This window comes from Peptoniphilus raoultii (assembly GCF_900099555.1).
Taxonomy (GTDB): Bacteria; Bacillota; Clostridia; order Tissierellales; family Peptoniphilaceae; genus Peptoniphilus_A; species Peptoniphilus_A raoultii.
Map to the genome: position 1 here is coordinate 190,897 of NZ_FMWM01000002.1, position 14,703 is coordinate 205,599.

Genomic DNA, 14,703 nt, shown 5'->3' on the forward strand with positions numbered 1-14,703 from the left:
AAGGAGACCTCTCTATGAATATAATGACAGAAGAAATGATATTCCGTCAAAAATTATGTGAATACGCATTAAAAAATGGAGTTACAAAAGTTGCAAGAAGATATCACACTAACCGACAATTTGTGTATAGACAGTCAAATACGAAAAAATGGATTTAAGAAACCGGAAAAAAGAGCTAAAAGTTATACTAAATACTTTGGTATGGGCGGAAAATATCCAGGAGATAAAGTTCAAGCAAACATAAAATACCTTCCGAAAGAATTTATAAAATTCCCTACGTGTTGTAATAGATATTATCAAATAACCGCCATTGATGAATACAGCAGAAAAAGGATATTAAAAATAGTAAAAGAAAAAAGCAGTTATGAAACAGGCAAATTTTTAGAAACACCTGAAACAGAAATGGGCTTTAAAATAAAGACAATACAAGTAGATAAATGGATATGAATTTGTAAATAATAAAGATAAAACAAATAAAAAAAGCATATTTCAAAAAATAGCAGAAAAGCAAGGTATAGAAATAAAAAGGACTAGACCATATTCACCATGGCAAAATGGCAAAGTAGAAAGAAGCCACAGAGAAGACAGAAAGATAATATATACAAGACTATTCTTTAGAAGCGAGAAAGAATTAGAAACAAAAATAAAATATCATGAAGAAATATACAATAATACAGCAAAATATGTATTGAATTTTAAAAGTCCAAATGAAAAAATAGAAGAATACTATCTTCAAAAGCTTTAAAAATTATAAAGAGGAAATTCATTAATGTTAAGGTACGCTTCGCCCTAAAGCCCTTAACAATCATTCGTTTCCTTTTTAATAAACAATTAGGCTTTTGAAAGAATTGTATAAAAGTACTATAAGTATAACATATGTCTTGACAGTTAAGAAAAAAATTTAAAAAAATTCTATAAAAAACTTGCATTATTTTTAAATTAATGTTTTAATATATAGGATAAATTTATAAGTAAAAAATCAGTCCAAGAGTTGGACAAAAAAATCATGACCCTTGGTTCATGATTTTTTTTTAGGCAAATTTAAGGGAGGACAATATGCCAAAAAAATCTATTAAGAAAACTTTAGTTATAGGTTCAGGACCAATTGTTATCGGTCAGGCAGCAGAATTTGATTATTCAGGAAGCCAGGCTCTTGAAGCTTTAAGAAGCGAAGGGATTGAAACAGTTTTAATAAATTCAAACCCCGCAACAATTATGACTGATAAGGAAATGGCCGACAAAATTTATATTGAACCCATAAATATAGATTTCATTGAAAAAATTATCCAAAGGGAAAAACCTGACTCAATTTTAGCAGCCATGGGCGGACAAACAGGTCTAAATATGGCAATGGAGCTTCACGATAAGGGAATTTTGGAAAAATATAATGTTGAAGTTATAGGTACGGGAATTGATGCCATAAAAAAGGGTGAGGACAGAGATGAATTTAGAAAGACAATGAAAAAAATAAATCAGCCTCTTGTTGAATCTGAAATTGTAAATAATTTTGAAGATGGGATAAAAATGGCTAAAAAAATTGGTTTTCCTCTTGTTGTTAGACCTGCCTACACCCTAGGAGGAACTGGCGGCGGTTTCGCCAATAACGAAGAAGAATTAGAAGAGATTTTAAAACATGGTATTGCCCTTTCTCCCGTTTCCCAAGTCCTTTTAGAAAAATCCATTAAGGGTTATATGGAAATTGAATTTGAAGTAATAAGAGATGCCAAAGGAAATTCTCTAATCGTTTGTGATATGGAAAATATAGACCCTGTTGGAGTTCATACTGGCGATTCAATTGTTGTTGCTCCTTGCCAAAGTCTAAAAAAAGAAATTGTGGATAAATTAAAAAGAGCTTCCATTGAAATTGTAAACGAAGTTGGTGTTGAGGGAGCTTGCAATGTTCAGCTTGCCTTAAATCCTAAAACTTATGATTATTATGTAATTGAAATTAATCCTAGAGTTTCAAGATCATCAGCCCTTGCATCAAAGGCGACTGGATATCCAATTGCAAAAGTTGCTACAAAAATTGCAGCAGGCCTAAATCTTGACGAAATTATGGGACCAAATGGAAAATCCCTTTTAGGATTTGCTCCAAGCCCAAATTATGTTGCCCTTAAATTTCCAAAATGGCCCTTTGATAAATTTAAATTTGCCAAGAGAAAACTGGGTACAAAGATGATGGCAACTGGCGAAGTTATGGCAATTGGTGCAAATTTTGAAGAAGCACTATTAAAGGGCATAAGATCTCTTGAAATTAAAAAATACTCCCTTGAAAATGAATTTTCTAAGGGTAAAAGTCTTGAAGAATTAAAAAAGAGAATTGAATTTGCTGATGATGAAAGAATTTTTGACATTGGAGAAATTTTAAGACGTGGTTTTAAATCTGAAGATGTTGAAAAAATAACTGGCATTGTCCCCTATTTTATAGAAAAAATAAAATGGATTGTGGACAAGGAAGAGGAATTAAAGAATAAAAAATTAGAATACTTAGATTCTTCCTATTTAAGAGAAATAAAAGAGCATGGTTTTTCTGACAAGGCCATTGCAAATTTCCTTGGCGTGAGGGAAGACCAAGTTAGAGAACTTAGAAAAAAATATAATATTTTACCATCTTATGTGGCAGTTGACACATCATATTTTAAGGCTCAAAAATCATATTACTATTCAAGCTTTAAAAAATCAGAAGATATAGTAATTACAGATGAAAAAAAAGTTGTAGTTCTGGGAGCTGGACCAATTAGGATAGGTCAAGGAATAGAATTTGATTATGCTTCAGTTCATGCTATTAAATCCCTTAAAAATTCAAAAGTTAAAACTATTATTATAAATAATAATCCTGAAACAGTTTCAACTGACTTTGACATTTCAGACAGGCTATATTTTGAGCCCCTTATAGAAGAAGATGTTTTAAATATTTTAGAAATTGAAAAGCCCTATGGAGTAATTTTACAATTTGGTGGACAAACAGCCATAAAACTTGCAGAATTTTTGGATAAAAAGGGCATAAAAATCCTCGGCACTGATTTTAATAATATTGATAGGGCAGAGGATAGAGAAAGATTTGAAGATCTTTTAAATGACCTGAAAATTAATAGACCAAAAGGCGGTGCAGTTTGGGAAGTTGGCGAAGGCCTTGAACTTGCAGAAAAATTAAAATACCCCCTTTTAATTCGCCCGTCCTATGTTTTAGGGGGCCAAGGAATGGAAATCACCCATGACGAAAATCAATTAAAGAGATATTTAGATGCAGCCTTTAAAAGAGATAAAGAAAATCCCGTTTTAATTGACAAATATCTATTGGGAAGAGAAATTGAAATTGATGCAATTTGTGATGGAGAAGATGTTTTAATCCCTGGAATTATGGAACACCTTGAAAGAGCAGGAGTCCATTCAGGAGATTCAATTTCCATCTACCCCGCCCTTGACTTATCAGATGAAATTAAAGATAAAATTTTAGACTATACCAAAAAAATTGCAAGGGGACTTGAAGCCCTGGGCATGATAAACATTCAATTTATAGAATATAAAGATGACCTTTATATTATAGAAGTAAATCCAAGAGCATCTAGGACAGTTCCCTATATTTCAAAGGTAACAGGAATACCAATAATTGACATAGCAACAAGAGTAATTATGGGAGAAAAATTAAAGGATATGCCATATGAAACTGGTCTTTATAAAGAAGCAAAACTATTTGCCATTAAAGTTCCTGTATTTTCTATGTCAAAACTTGCAAGAGTTGAAATTTCCCTTGGACCTGAAATGAAATCAACGGGAGAAGTTTTGGGAATTGGTAAAGATATTTCCGAAGCCCTATATAAAGGATTTTTAGCAAGCGGCAGAGATATGCTTGAAGAAGACAAAAAAGTTCTTGCCACAATTAATGACAATGACAAAAAAGAATTTTTAGAAATTGCTAGAGAAATGGATAAACTTGGCTATAGCTTTACGGCAACAGAAGGAACTTACAAACTTTTAAAGGAAAATAATATATCCTGCACAAAAGTTAATAGGATAAGCGAGCCGCATCCAAATATTTTAGATTTAATAGAAAATAATGAAGTAGATTTAATTGTAAATACGCCAACAAGAGCAGGCGATTCAAAACGTGACGGCTTTAAAATAAGAAGACTGGCAACAGAATTTAATATAGATATTTTCACAAGCCTTGACACAATTGATGCCCTTATAAAAGTTAAAAGTAAAGGCTATGAAGGCAATAAATTGAATATATATGAACTTTCAGAACTTGCTTAAATTTAAAAAATGATGTTGCAGAATAGATGATTCTACTCTGCAACATCATTTTTTTATTAAGCAGCTTTATATTTTATGATTTCTAAGTTCTTATTTTCTATTTTTGATGCCAGTTTATTTAAGTTTAGTGCTATTTATAAGAGACATATTTCGCTTATTATGTTTTCTTTTCTTCTGTGGTGGAATCTGTTGTAGTTTAAGCCTGACTTTATTTTGTAAAATGCTCCTTCGGCTTGAATTGATCTATTTAATCTTTCTTCTATTCCTTGGTCGGACATTATGTTTTTTAAGGATTCTTCCCTATATTTTTTAAATGTTTCTGTTATGTAGATTCCTTTGTTTTTTTGTCCTTCTTTGCTCCAATCGAATCATCTGTAGACTTTTGTTGTTACGTATCCTCTTTTTATTTTTCTGTATCTGTCATTACATCTTATGAATTCTTTGCCTTCTTGTGATTTGTATTTGTCTTGTTTTTCATCGTATTTTAAGCTTTCCCTAAATTCTTGCTCTTTTTTATGTTTTCATGTTTTCAACTTTTCATAGTTTGATGGTTTTATGTAGGATGTTAATTTATTTCCTGCGAGAAATACGTAGTTTTCTTCACTTTCGTATCCTGATCTGCTACTATTTTTTCTAGTTCTTCTTGATAGTTTTCTAGTAATTTGCTCAAGAATGGTTTTAGGGTGTTCATATCAGATGGATGGTGGGATACTTTTTCTCCTATGATGAAATCTGATGCACGTGCCAATTGAATGTTGTAGGCTGGTTTCAGTTGACCATTTTTCATGTGGTCTTCTTTCATCCTCATGAAGGTTGCATCATGGTCTGTTTTTGAGTATGAGTTTCTGTAGTCTCCCATTATTTCTAGATGTTTCTTGTAGGTTTCTAGTTTTTCTTTCCAATCTTTTAAAAGTTCATAGTCCCTTTGTTCGTTTGTTTTTCTTTTTCCTTTACCATAAATAAATTTTATTTTTTTTCTGTTTGCAATATTTTCTCAATTGATTAAATATTGTTGTTACTGCTTCAAGTACTTGGTCTGAAATTAGACTTTTACTTAATCCTAGTTCTTCTTTTATCTTTCTAGGAGGTATCTTATTTTTAAATCATACTTGCATGATTTTTCTATTTCTCTTGATGAAAATATTCCTTCTGAATAGCAGTATATTATTATTTCTAGCATTGTTACTGGATTTACTGTAGGTTTTCTTCCAAATGATGAATAGACTTTTTTTAGTTCTGTTAAGTTTAACCTTTTAATTATATTTTTTACAAGCTTTAGTTTAACATCATTTTGAATATATATTTCTATATTAAAGTTTAATCTTAGTTGAATTGTATCATTAACTAGTGTATAGTTAGTTAATGATGATGTATTTGTAACGGTTTTCATAAATACATTTTATCAAAAAAAGACGAGGATGTTTATGTTTCCTCGTCTTTTTTCTATGATGGGACTTTTGCAACAGCCCTTTTATTTTTATAGACTTCTATTTGATCTCGACTCCTTATAGGGAAAATTTTTTCTAGCTTCTCTGACTAAATCTCCCTTAATCTCAAAAACTTCAAAACCTTCTTCAGTTCCCATATCAAGTAAAACTTCTCCATAGGGCGATGTAATCATAGAATGAGCATAGGCGTTTTTTGAAAGCTCATCATCTCTTGCAATTGATGGAGAAATTAAATAGCACTGGGTATCCATGCCTCTTGCCCTATTAACAAGCTCCCAAAATCTCTTGCCCGTTTTTATCATAAAAGTTGAAGGCATAAAAATTACTTCTGCTCCAAAATCTACAAAAGTTTGAAAGAGTTCAGGAAACCTTGAGTCATAGCAAATGCAAAGGCCATTTAAGCCGTAGTCATTTTCAAAGACCCCAAGACTTTTGCCCCCAGAAATATTTTTAGATTCCTTAAAACCTTCAATGTCAAAAAGATTTATTTTAGAATAGGAAAAAATTTCCCTTCCCTCCCTATTAAAGACAAAAGACTTATTGTAAATCCTATAACCACTTGCTATGGGAATTGATCCGCCAACTAAAAATATCCTGTGTTCCCTTGCAAGCTTTACCATTAACTCATAGCTTTTTCCCCCCTCTTCCTCTTTAAATTTTTCAAAATAAGAATTTTGATAGGGGCAGTTCCACATTTCCGGAAGGGCAATGACCTCAGCACCCTTTTCAGCTGCCTTTGTCACAAGCTCTTCCATATTTTTTAAATTAAAATCCTTGTCGCCTTTGGCGGCATTTTGAATTATACCAAGTTTAAAATCTTTCATAATCCTCCTTAAAATTTAAAAAAACTAATAGATAAAACTAAAATTCCAAGTATTATTCTGTAAACCCCAAAATATCTGAAATCATTATTTCTAATATAGGATATGAATTTTCTAATTACAATTAAGGCTACAACAAATGAAAGAACAGACCCTAATAAAATTAAAAACCATTGCCAAATACTAAAGGAAAGGCCTATTTTCAAAACTTTGAGGGCACTAGCTCCAAGCATTGTTGGAATAGCGAGATAAAAAGAAAACTTTGCCGCACTCGTTCTTGAAGCTCCAAGAAGCATTGCACCAATTATTGTTGCTGCAGATCTTGAAGTCCCAGGCACCATGGCAAGGCACTGAAAAAATCCAATTAAAACAATGGTTTTCATATCAATATCATCAATTGTTTCATATTTAAAGGCTTTATTTTTGTAGACCGACTCAATGATTATAATAATAATTCCATAAAAAACAAGGGCTACAGAAACAGTAATCTCATTAAATAAATATTTGTCAATTAAATCGTCAAATAAAAATCCCAAAACTGCCGCTGGTAAAAAACCTACAATAATTTTAGCAAGAAGCCTCATAGTTTTAAGGTCCCTAAATTTAAATTTTTCCTTTAAAGACATGGCCTTAAAATTTTCCTCCCCAAGCCTTGGAACTAGCTTTGACTTTGCAATAGGATTTAAATCATCAAAATATAAATAGACAACAGAAAGAATTGCTCCCAGCTGAATAATAACAGAAAAAGCATTGGAAAATGCCTTGGGAGAAAGTTTTAAAAATCTGTCGATAATAATAAGATGCCCTGTAGAAGAAATGGGCAAAAATTCAGTTAATCCTTCAACAATTGAAAGAATAACAACTTTTATAATGTCAATCATAAGTCACCTCAAAAACTATTATAACATTTTTTAGGTGACCTTAATATAAAGGATTTATTAAAAAAACTGCGCCTTAAACGCAGTCTTTATTTTTAAAATACTCTAACATCTGAATCGACTAAATCAAGAATTAACAAATGTCCTGGTGAATGGGTTATCATTATATCAGGTTTTGACGTTAGAGCTACGGATTGGGGTGTTACGCCGCAAGGCCAAAATACTGGAACTTCTCCCTCTCTTATTTCTGGCCTTTCGCCAAAATCTGGCTTGTAGATGTCTTCAATGCCAATTATTTTTGGATATCCAATGTGGATTGGGCTTCCGTGTGTTGCAGGAAACATTGCCGTAACTGTTGTTGTCCTAACTATATCTTTATATTTTATGGGCCTCATTGAAACGACCATATTTCCGTGGAAGATTCCCACTTCTTCTGACGGAATATTTGTAATGTACATTGGCACATTATGGTTATCTTCAATATGTCTTATTGGAATTTTTGCATCCATAATTGCTGATTCAAAAGAGAATGAGCATCCAATTAAAAATGAAACAAAGTCATCTTGCTAATAATTTTCAAGATTTAAAACTTCATCAACTAATTCTCCCTTTTTATAAATCCTATATTTTGTAACATCATATCTTATGTCGGCCTTATCTGCAGTAATTTTTGTAAAGGGGTTGCCCACATCTGTTACTTCCAAAATTGGGTAGGTTTTTGGATTTCTTTGAGCAAATAATAAAAAGTCATAGGCATTTTTCTTTGGAAAAATTGCTAGATTAGCCTAAATATATCCCTTACACATGCCAGAAGTGGGACTTGTTACTTTTCCTTCCCTAATCAATTTACGAACATCTTTTGGATGCATATTTACTAAATCCATTTTTACCTCCTTATTATTTTCCCACTAATATAAATTTTAAATAAAAAATCTCGGCTTTTTCTTAATTTACCCGAGAATTTTATTTTTTATTCATATCTTAATGCTTCTATAGGGTCGAGTTTTGCTGCTTTATTTGCTGGATAATATCCAAAGAATACTCCTATCATCATAGAAAATCCTACGGCTATTATTATTGAAGAAACTGATGGCAAGGAGGTCATCTTTAATAGTGAAGATCCAAAAATTCCAAGCCCTGTGCCCAGTATAATTCCAAAAATTCCTCCAATTATACAAATAATTATGGATTCTGTTATAAACTGAAAGCGGATGTCGTTTCGTGTTGCCCCAAGGGCTTTTCTAATTCCGATTTCTCTTGTCCTTTCAGTTACAGAAACCAAAAGTATATTCATAACACCAATGCCGCCAACTAATAGGGAAATTCCTGCAATTGCAGAAATGGCAATTTTCATTGCTGACATTGTAGAAGTTATTTGATTTATTTGTGATAGGGCTGACATTGTTTCAAGTTTTATTCTGTTGTTATTGGCATAATATTTTTTAATTAAATAATCTTTAATGGTATTAGAATCTTCTTCAACTGTGTCTGTATTTTTAAAAACTAAAATCACACCCTGAAAGGTATCGTCATTATAACCATAAATTTCTCTATTTCCTACATTATAGGGAATATAAACATTTGACGCATCTTCTGAAAAATTTAATGCCCCTATTTCATTTTTTTGGTATTCATAAACTCCCACAACTGTAAAAACAATTAGATTATTATTTTTCACGACTTTTATTTCTGATCCCAGAGCCTTTTGAACATCTCCGCTAAAAATTTTATCAACAACCTTATCAGAAATTACTGCCACATATTTTGACCTATTTATATCAGATTCATTTAAATATCTGCCAGCAATTAATTTTTCTTTTTGAACATATTGCATGCCCTGTGATGTTGCAAATAAATCTATTTCTTCAGAATTTTTGCCTTCGGTTACCTTATATTTTCCTCCTGCTCCATAAATCCCATAATCTTTTACTATATCAGAAAAATTTTCTTTTATATCATCTAGCATATCCTTGGTCAAATAGTCTTCTTCTCTAATGTCCTCCCAAGCATATTCTGGCTCATTTGGTCTAACCATAAGCTCAACCGAAGTATTTCCCACAGTTTCAAAGGCCTTATTTACGGATTTTGTCAGAGCATGGCCAATTGTTGTAATGCCAATAACTGATGAGATTCCAATTATTATTCCAAGCATTGTTAAAAAGGATCTCATCTTATTGGTCCTAAGGCCTTCAAGCGAAAGCCTAATAGTTTCTAAAATATCCATTATGCCTCCTTTAGCCTACCGTCTTTCATATTGTACATTCTGTCTGCTTCCTCTGCTAAATCCATATTGTGGGTAATAATAATTATTGTTCTTTTTTCATCACGATTAAGTCTATGAAAAAGATCCATAACTTGGCGACCAGTTTCTGAATCCAAAGCTCCCGTTGGTTCGTCTGCCAAAATTATATCTGGGTCATTTGCCATTGCCCTTGCAATTGCAACTCTTTGTTTTTGCCCACCTGAAAGTTCTGAAGGGTTGTGATTTAACCTATCTCCCACGTCTACAGACTTTAAAAGTTCTACGGCCCTTTCCTTTCTTTCCTTTGCAGAAACTTTTGCATAAAGCATGGGTAGTTCCACATTTTTTTGGGCATTAGATCTAGGAATTAAATTAAAATTTTGAAAGACAAAACCAATTTTTTTTGACCTATAGGAAGACAAGTCCTTATCCTTTAAAGTTTTTATATTAACTCCATTTAAAATATATTCTCCAGAAGTTTGCCTATCTAAAAGTCCTAAAATATTCATAAGGGTAGATTTTCCTGAGCCAGACTGGCCAACAATTGAAATAAATTCTCCCTCATTTACATATAAGTCAATACCGCGAAGGATTTCAAGTTCATTTTCCTTTCCTATATTAAAGGATTTCTTTATAGCCTTCATTTCTATTAGCTTTGTCATTTTAATTTGACCCTTCTCCCGCATTTTCTTTATTTGATGGTCCAGACTGCATCTTATCTTCTACAGCAATTGAAAATTTTTGACCTTCGCCATAGCCTTCAGATGTTGAAAGGATCATCATTTTTTCCTTTAATTTGCTGCCTTTAATTGCAATTTCAAAATCATTTTCAAGACCAGTTTCAACTTCAAGTTTTTGACTTTCAAAAATCCCCTTTTGCTTTTCCTTTAAAGCTAGGACATATTTTTTACCATCTCTTTCAAAAACTGCTGTTGAAGGTACGCTAAAGGTATTTTTTTCTTGAGATAAAATATATTTAACCCTTAAATTCATACCTGTATTTAATTTTTGGGAGTCTTCTTTTGAAATTTCAATGCTTGTCTTGTAGTAAACTTCCTTAGAACTTGGATCATTGTTTTCTTCAGGTGATGGATTAATAAAGGTTACTTTTCCTTGAAACTCTTCTCCTGGAAGAGCTTCTGTTGTAATTATAACTTTTGTCCCTACTTTTACTTCCTTTATATTATATTCCTTAACCTTGGATTCAATTTTAAGTTCACTTACTGATTCAATTTTAACAACTGGGCCTTGGGGGACTTGACCTTCTTTTCCCAGAACTTCTGTAACTGTTCCAGCATTTAAAGCTTTAATATTTGTCTTTTCAAGCTCTTCTTCCAAAAATTTTATTTGCACATCTTCAATATTATTTGACGATGCATTTGCTGATGTAAGAGCATCTCTTAACATGGAAATTTCATTGTCGACTGAAGCTTCTGCAGATTTTAGAGAAATTTCCGCTGCTTTATAAGAATTTTCTGCAATTATCATATTTTGTTCTAAGGTCTTTAGCTGATCCTCTCTTGCTTTTGAAGCCTTAATTGACTTATCGGCATCTGCCTTTAAATCATCTCTTGCTTTATCAATGTCAATTTTTGATAGGTCAAGATTTTTTCTTTGGCTTTCAATTTCCTTATCTAAGGCATCAGCCTCGGATGTATATTTTTCCTTATCCCCTGAAACTTTTGAAAGTTCATCAGTAAGATTTTTAATTTTTATATTTATTTCCGTTTGTTCTCTTGTTAAATTATTTATTTTTCTTGTTGTTTCTTCAATTTGTGAACTATCGCCACTTACTATTATGCTTTCAGTTTTTGGGCTAGAATTTTCTTTTTCGCCAGTAGATAATTTTTTAACTGACTTTGAACCTTCAAGGTCAGCTTGCAACTGTCCCTGCTTAATTCCAATTTCAGTAAGAATCCTATTTAAATTGTCAATTTCATTTTGAATTCTATTTTTTTCAATTTCCTTTTCCCTAGCAAGCTTTCTATTTTCTGATGCCTTAACAATATTGTCATTGTAGTCGCTTTGGAGCTGCCTAAATTTTAAATTTCCACTTTCTTCTTGATAGGCAAGATTTTCTCTTGAATTTTTTTCTCCTACAATTTCAGGATTATATCCTAAATCAATGGAACTTTTATAATCTTCATAGGCTTTTTTTGCAGCATTATAAGCATCTTTAGAAGACTGAAGAGCAGTTTGGGCAGAAACTATTGTGGGGTTTGTACCATTTTTTCGATTTTCCTGAGCTTCAGCAAGTCTTTTTTTAGCAGAATTTATTGAAGCAGCCACAGTTTTTCCACTTGCAGACTTTTGAGCCTTGGCCTTTTCTATTTCTTCTTCAAGCGAATCGCCATCAAGCCTTGCAAGAACTTGCCCTTCTTCAACCTTGTCACCGACTTTTACTAAAATTTCTTTAACCGGCAATTGTTTTTCTGCGTAAATTTCATTTGAAGTATTAGGGGCAACTTTTCCATTTTCATTTACAGAATTAATAACTTCTCCCTTTGTGAGAGTCACAATTTGATTTTGGGAAATTTCCTCATAATCCTTCTTGAAAAATAGGCCGCCAATAATTTTTGCCAAAATTAATAGTAAAATAAGTCCCAGGACAATTAAAATAATTTTATGGGACAATAAAAAATCTTTGATTTTTTTGAAAATTTTTTTGATTTTCTCCATTTTATCTAGTTTGTCTCCCTTCTCCAGTCTTTAATTTTTCCTAATTTTATTATACAATAAATAATTATAAAGGAAAATTGTTAAGGAAATATTAAAATAATATTAAAATTGTTTTTTGGGAGGAAAAATGCTTGAATTAATTACTTTGCTTTTATTTGTTGCTATTCTTTTGATATTTTTATTTTTAAAACTTCCCATAGCCATTGCCCTATTAATAAATTTATTTTCATTTATAGCCTATCTTTTAAAAAAATCCTTCAGCCCTCAAAAAATTTTATCTATGATTTATGATGGTTTTAAATCCTGTGCCCTTATGCTTTTTATTTTTATGCTAATAGGAATGATTACTGGAATTTGGAGGTCATGCGGCACAATATCCTATATTATTTATCATGCCGTTTCCTTTATTTCACCAAAATATTTTTACCTTGGCGTTTTTCTATTTAATTCATTAATTTCCATGCTTACTGGCACATCTTTTGGCACCTGTTCAACGGCAGGTGTAATTTCCATGTCTTTGGGACTTACCCTTGGCATGAATCCTTATTTAACCGGGGGTGCAATAATTTCTGGTGCCTTTGTTGGCGACAGAACTTCACCTATGTCAACAGCATCTCTTTTAATTGCCACAATAACTGAAACAGACTTTTATAACAATGTAAAAAATATGCTAAAGTCCGGCCTCATCCCTTTCATTTTAACTTGCCTAACTTTTCAGCTTTTAAATTTAAAGGCCCAAGGCTCAATAGCTTCTCCTGATCTTTCAGGCATTAAGGCAGATTTTTCCTTTAACATTATTTTAATTCTTCCCGCCCTTTTAATTATTGTCCTCTCACTCTTTAAAGTTCCCTTAAAGTACAATATGCTTTCATCTATAATTTGCGGTATTATTCTTGCCTATTTTTTACAAGAAAGAGATTTTTCAGAAATAATTAGATCCCTAATCTTTGGCTATAAAGACTTAAATGCAGATAAATCCATAAATGGGGGCGGCATAATTTCCATGATGGGAGCAATTTTAATTGTTGGTATATCATCATCTTACTTTGGAATTTTTAAAGAAAGTGATCTTTTAAAGGAAGTAAAAATATTTGTCAATAAAATTTTTGACAACTTTCCTCCCCTTATTACAATGGAAATTTTGTCATTTTTTATAGCCTGCTTTTCAACAAACCAAACTCTTTCCATTATGCTAACCTATGAAATGAGCAGAAATAAGGTAAAAGAAAAAGACAAATTAGCTTTAAATCTTTCTAATTCGTCTTTATTAACATCAGTATTCGTGCCATGGAACATATCTGCAAGAATCCCTGTAGATACAATTGGCTACCCCATAACTGTTATTTACTTTTCATTTTATCAGTATTATATAATTCTTATAAATTCTCTTATAGATGCCTATGACCATAGTCGAAAAAAGCTTAGCCACTAATAAGGCTTTTTATGGCAATTACTTCATTATTATTTAAGATTAATTTATCCGTTAGGGCTTCAACAATCATAAGACCCCTGCCAGAGCAAGAAAGAGAATCACATTTAATCTCTTCAATGTCAATACCTTCTCCCTCGTCCCTGACAATAATAATAATGCTTTGACTGTCAATCATTACTTTTAAATATACTTTTTTATGGCTATCGCTACAATTACCATGAAGAGCACCATTAACAACAAGCTCACTTAAAATAAGTTTTATATCAAAAAGCAGGTCCTTGTCATCTATATATGTATTTAATTTTTTTAAAGTTTTTTCTATAAAGTTTTTTACAGAAAAAAGATCACTACAAGATGATCCCCTGTAATCAAATAAAACTTTCACTTTACTCACTCCAACTTTTCTTTTCTCGCTTAAGCTTTACCCATTAATAAAAATATTTAAACTTTTCTAAATATTTATGTAAAATTTATTAAAAAATATCTTAAACTTTTTGAAAAAATTGTTAAAATTTTATATATTGGGTATAAAATCTATGAATTAATTAAGATTAATTATTTGAAAGGAGAATTAAGTACAAGATGAAAAAATATGAATGCACCCTATGTGGATATATTTATGATCCTGAAATAGGCGATGAAGATGGTGGAATTGAACCGGGAGTAGCTTTTGAAAATCTTCCAGATGATTGGACTTGCCCACTATGTGGAGCTGAAAAATCAGATTTTGAACCAATGGAATAATGAAGATAGTGATGTTACAGAATAGATGATTCTACTCTGCAACATCACCTTTTTTATTGGCCTTAAATCTTTTATAAATTTTCTGGCCTGCTTTTCAAAAGTTTTTTATTAGGATATAACCTTTCAATTGTTTTTTTCTAAGCTTCCTTTGGAAATTTTATAATTTTGAGGACCTCACTTTTTGCTCTTAGTAAAAAAATTT

17 protein-coding genes are annotated in these 14,703 nt (G+C 31.6%); 6 read left to right on the top strand and 11 right to left on the bottom strand.

Annotated features, from left to right (window positions below; translation table 11 throughout):
* Positions 1 to 14: 14 nt before the first annotated feature.
* The 4 genes from BQ4446_RS08330 (at position 15) to carB (ending at position 4,257) form a co-directional block, all read left to right on the top strand.
* A complete protein-coding gene (locus BQ4446_RS08330) occupies positions 15 to 158 on the top strand; it encodes a hypothetical protein (protein WP_167632527.1) in 144 nt (47 codons plus the stop codon).
* Positions 91 to 447 carry a hypothetical protein gene (locus tag BQ4446_RS08450; RefSeq protein ID WP_209019085.1) on the top strand — a complete coding sequence of 119 codons (357 nt, stop codon included), beginning with the start codon at positions 91 to 93 and terminating at the stop codon, positions 445 to 447. The genes BQ4446_RS08330 and BQ4446_RS08450 overlap by 68 nt, the downstream gene beginning before the upstream one ends.
* Before the next feature lie 73 nt (positions 448 to 520).
* The gene (locus BQ4446_RS08775; protein ID WP_335341267.1) at positions 521 to 745 is read left to right on the top strand and encodes an integrase core domain-containing protein; all 225 of its coding nucleotides are present in this window, start codon (positions 521 to 523) and stop codon (positions 743 to 745) included.
* Between the two features lie 311 nt (positions 746 to 1,056).
* Positions 1,057 to 4,257 carry a carbamoyl-phosphate synthase large subunit gene (gene carB, locus BQ4446_RS00865; protein WP_071025808.1) on the top strand — a complete coding sequence of 1,067 codons (3,201 nt, stop codon included), beginning with the start codon at positions 1,057 to 1,059 and terminating at the stop codon, positions 4,255 to 4,257.
* A 134-nt stretch (positions 4,258 to 4,391) separates the two neighbouring features.
* Here carB and BQ4446_RS08800 read toward each other — a convergent pair whose 3' ends face one another.
* The 10 genes from BQ4446_RS08800 to BQ4446_RS00900 all read right to left on the bottom strand — a co-directional run bounded on the left by BQ4446_RS08800 (position 4,392) and on the right by BQ4446_RS00900 (position 12,325).
* Positions 4,392 to 4,589 (bottom strand): transposase, encoded by a 198-nt coding sequence (locus BQ4446_RS08800; protein WP_209019103.1) that lies wholly within the window; start codon positions 4,587 to 4,589, stop codon positions 4,392 to 4,394.
* A gap of 233 nt (positions 4,590 to 4,822) precedes the next feature.
* Positions 4,823 to 5,116 carry a hypothetical protein gene (locus BQ4446_RS08460; protein WP_209019086.1) on the bottom strand — a complete coding sequence of 98 codons (294 nt, stop codon included), beginning with the start codon at positions 5,114 to 5,116 and terminating at the stop codon, positions 4,823 to 4,825.
* A 213-nt stretch (positions 5,117 to 5,329) separates the two neighbouring features.
* On the bottom strand, positions 5,330 to 5,647 hold the full coding sequence (locus tag BQ4446_RS08465) for a transposase (protein ID WP_209019087.1): 318 nt from the start codon (positions 5,645 to 5,647) through the stop codon (positions 5,330 to 5,332).
* An 87-nt stretch (positions 5,648 to 5,734) separates the two neighbouring features.
* The gene (locus tag BQ4446_RS00875; protein ID WP_071025811.1) at positions 5,735 to 6,529 is read right to left on the bottom strand and encodes a nitrilase-related carbon-nitrogen hydrolase; all 795 of its coding nucleotides are present in this window, start codon (positions 6,527 to 6,529) and stop codon (positions 5,735 to 5,737) included.
* 8 nt (positions 6,530 to 6,537) lie between these two features.
* On the bottom strand, positions 6,538 to 7,407 hold the full coding sequence (locus BQ4446_RS00880; protein WP_071025814.1) for an undecaprenyl-diphosphate phosphatase: 870 nt from the start codon (positions 7,405 to 7,407) through the stop codon (positions 6,538 to 6,540).
* Between the two features lie 92 nt (positions 7,408 to 7,499).
* Positions 7,500 to 7,946, bottom strand: a complete 447-nt coding sequence (locus tag BQ4446_RS08530; RefSeq protein WP_280630406.1) for a D-glutamate cyclase family protein — start codon at positions 7,944 to 7,946, stop codon at positions 7,500 to 7,502.
* A 24-nt stretch (positions 7,947 to 7,970) separates the two neighbouring features.
* Complete coding sequence (locus BQ4446_RS08700) at positions 7,971 to 8,093, bottom strand: hypothetical protein (RefSeq protein WP_280630399.1); 123 nt, start codon at positions 8,091 to 8,093, stop codon at positions 7,971 to 7,973.
* Positions 8,094 to 8,374: 281 nt separating this feature from the next.
* Positions 8,375 to 9,628 (bottom strand): ABC transporter permease, encoded by a 1,254-nt coding sequence (locus tag BQ4446_RS00890; RefSeq protein ID WP_071025817.1) that lies wholly within the window; start codon positions 9,626 to 9,628, stop codon positions 8,375 to 8,377.
* A complete protein-coding gene (locus tag BQ4446_RS00895) occupies positions 9,628 to 10,308 on the bottom strand; it encodes an ABC transporter ATP-binding protein (protein WP_071025820.1) in 681 nt (226 codons plus the stop codon). The genes BQ4446_RS00890 and BQ4446_RS00895 overlap by 1 nt, the downstream gene beginning before the upstream one ends.
* 1 nt (position 10,309) lies before the next feature.
* Complete coding sequence (locus tag BQ4446_RS00900; RefSeq protein WP_071025823.1) at positions 10,310 to 12,325, bottom strand: efflux RND transporter periplasmic adaptor subunit; 2,016 nt, start codon at positions 12,323 to 12,325, stop codon at positions 10,310 to 10,312.
* Between the two features lie 127 nt (positions 12,326 to 12,452).
* Here BQ4446_RS00900 and BQ4446_RS00905 point away from each other — a divergent pair, with 127 nt between their 5' ends.
* Complete coding sequence (locus BQ4446_RS00905) at positions 12,453 to 13,757, top strand: Na+/H+ antiporter NhaC family protein (protein ID WP_071025825.1); 1,305 nt, start codon at positions 12,453 to 12,455, stop codon at positions 13,755 to 13,757.
* Here BQ4446_RS00905 and BQ4446_RS00910 read toward each other — a convergent pair.
* Positions 13,747 to 14,142: an ATP-binding protein gene (locus BQ4446_RS00910; protein ID WP_245149634.1), complete on the bottom strand. Its 396-nt coding sequence runs from the start codon at positions 14,140 to 14,142 to the stop codon at positions 13,747 to 13,749. The two genes, BQ4446_RS00905 and BQ4446_RS00910, sit on opposite strands and share 11 nt — an antisense overlap.
* Positions 14,143 to 14,339: 197 nt before the next feature.
* Between BQ4446_RS00910 and rd the strand changes: the two genes are divergently transcribed.
* Positions 14,340 to 14,501 (top strand): rubredoxin, encoded by a 162-nt coding sequence (gene rd / locus BQ4446_RS00915; protein WP_071025830.1) that lies wholly within the window; start codon positions 14,340 to 14,342, stop codon positions 14,499 to 14,501.
* Positions 14,502 to 14,703 lie beyond the last annotated feature (202 nt).

Bases quoted from the DNA above. Each gene is read 5' to 3' on its own strand.
- BQ4446_RS08330 (WP_167632527.1), top strand. From the start codon at position 15: ATGAATATAATGACAGAAGAAATGATATTCCGTCAAAAATTATGTGAA.
- carB (WP_071025808.1), top strand. From the start codon at position 1,057: ATGCCAAAAAAATCTATTAAGAAAACTTTAGTTATAGGTTCAGGACCA.
- BQ4446_RS08460 (WP_209019086.1), bottom strand. From the start codon at position 5,116: ATGGGAGACTACAGAAACTCATACTCAAAAACAGACCATGATGCAACC.
- BQ4446_RS08465 (WP_209019087.1), bottom strand. From the start codon at position 5,647: ATGAAAACCGTTACAAATACATCATCATTAACTAACTATACACTAGTT.
- BQ4446_RS00875 (WP_071025811.1), bottom strand. From the start codon at position 6,529: ATGAAAGATTTTAAACTTGGTATAATTCAAAATGCCGCCAAAGGCGAC.
- BQ4446_RS00880 (WP_071025814.1), bottom strand. From the start codon at position 7,407: ATGATTGACATTATAAAAGTTGTTATTCTTTCAATTGTTGAAGGATTA.
- BQ4446_RS00890 (WP_071025817.1), bottom strand. From the start codon at position 9,628: ATGGATATTTTAGAAACTATTAGGCTTTCGCTTGAAGGCCTTAGGACC.
- BQ4446_RS00895 (WP_071025820.1), bottom strand. From the start codon at position 10,308: ATGACAAAGCTAATAGAAATGAAGGCTATAAAGAAATCCTTTAATATA.
- BQ4446_RS00900 (WP_071025823.1), bottom strand. From the start codon at position 12,325: ATGGAGAAAATCAAAAAAATTTTCAAAAAAATCAAAGATTTTTTATTG.
- BQ4446_RS00905 (WP_071025825.1), top strand. From the start codon at position 12,453: ATGCTTGAATTAATTACTTTGCTTTTATTTGTTGCTATTCTTTTGATA.
- rd (WP_071025830.1), top strand. From the start codon at position 14,340: ATGAAAAAATATGAATGCACCCTATGTGGATATATTTATGATCCTGAA.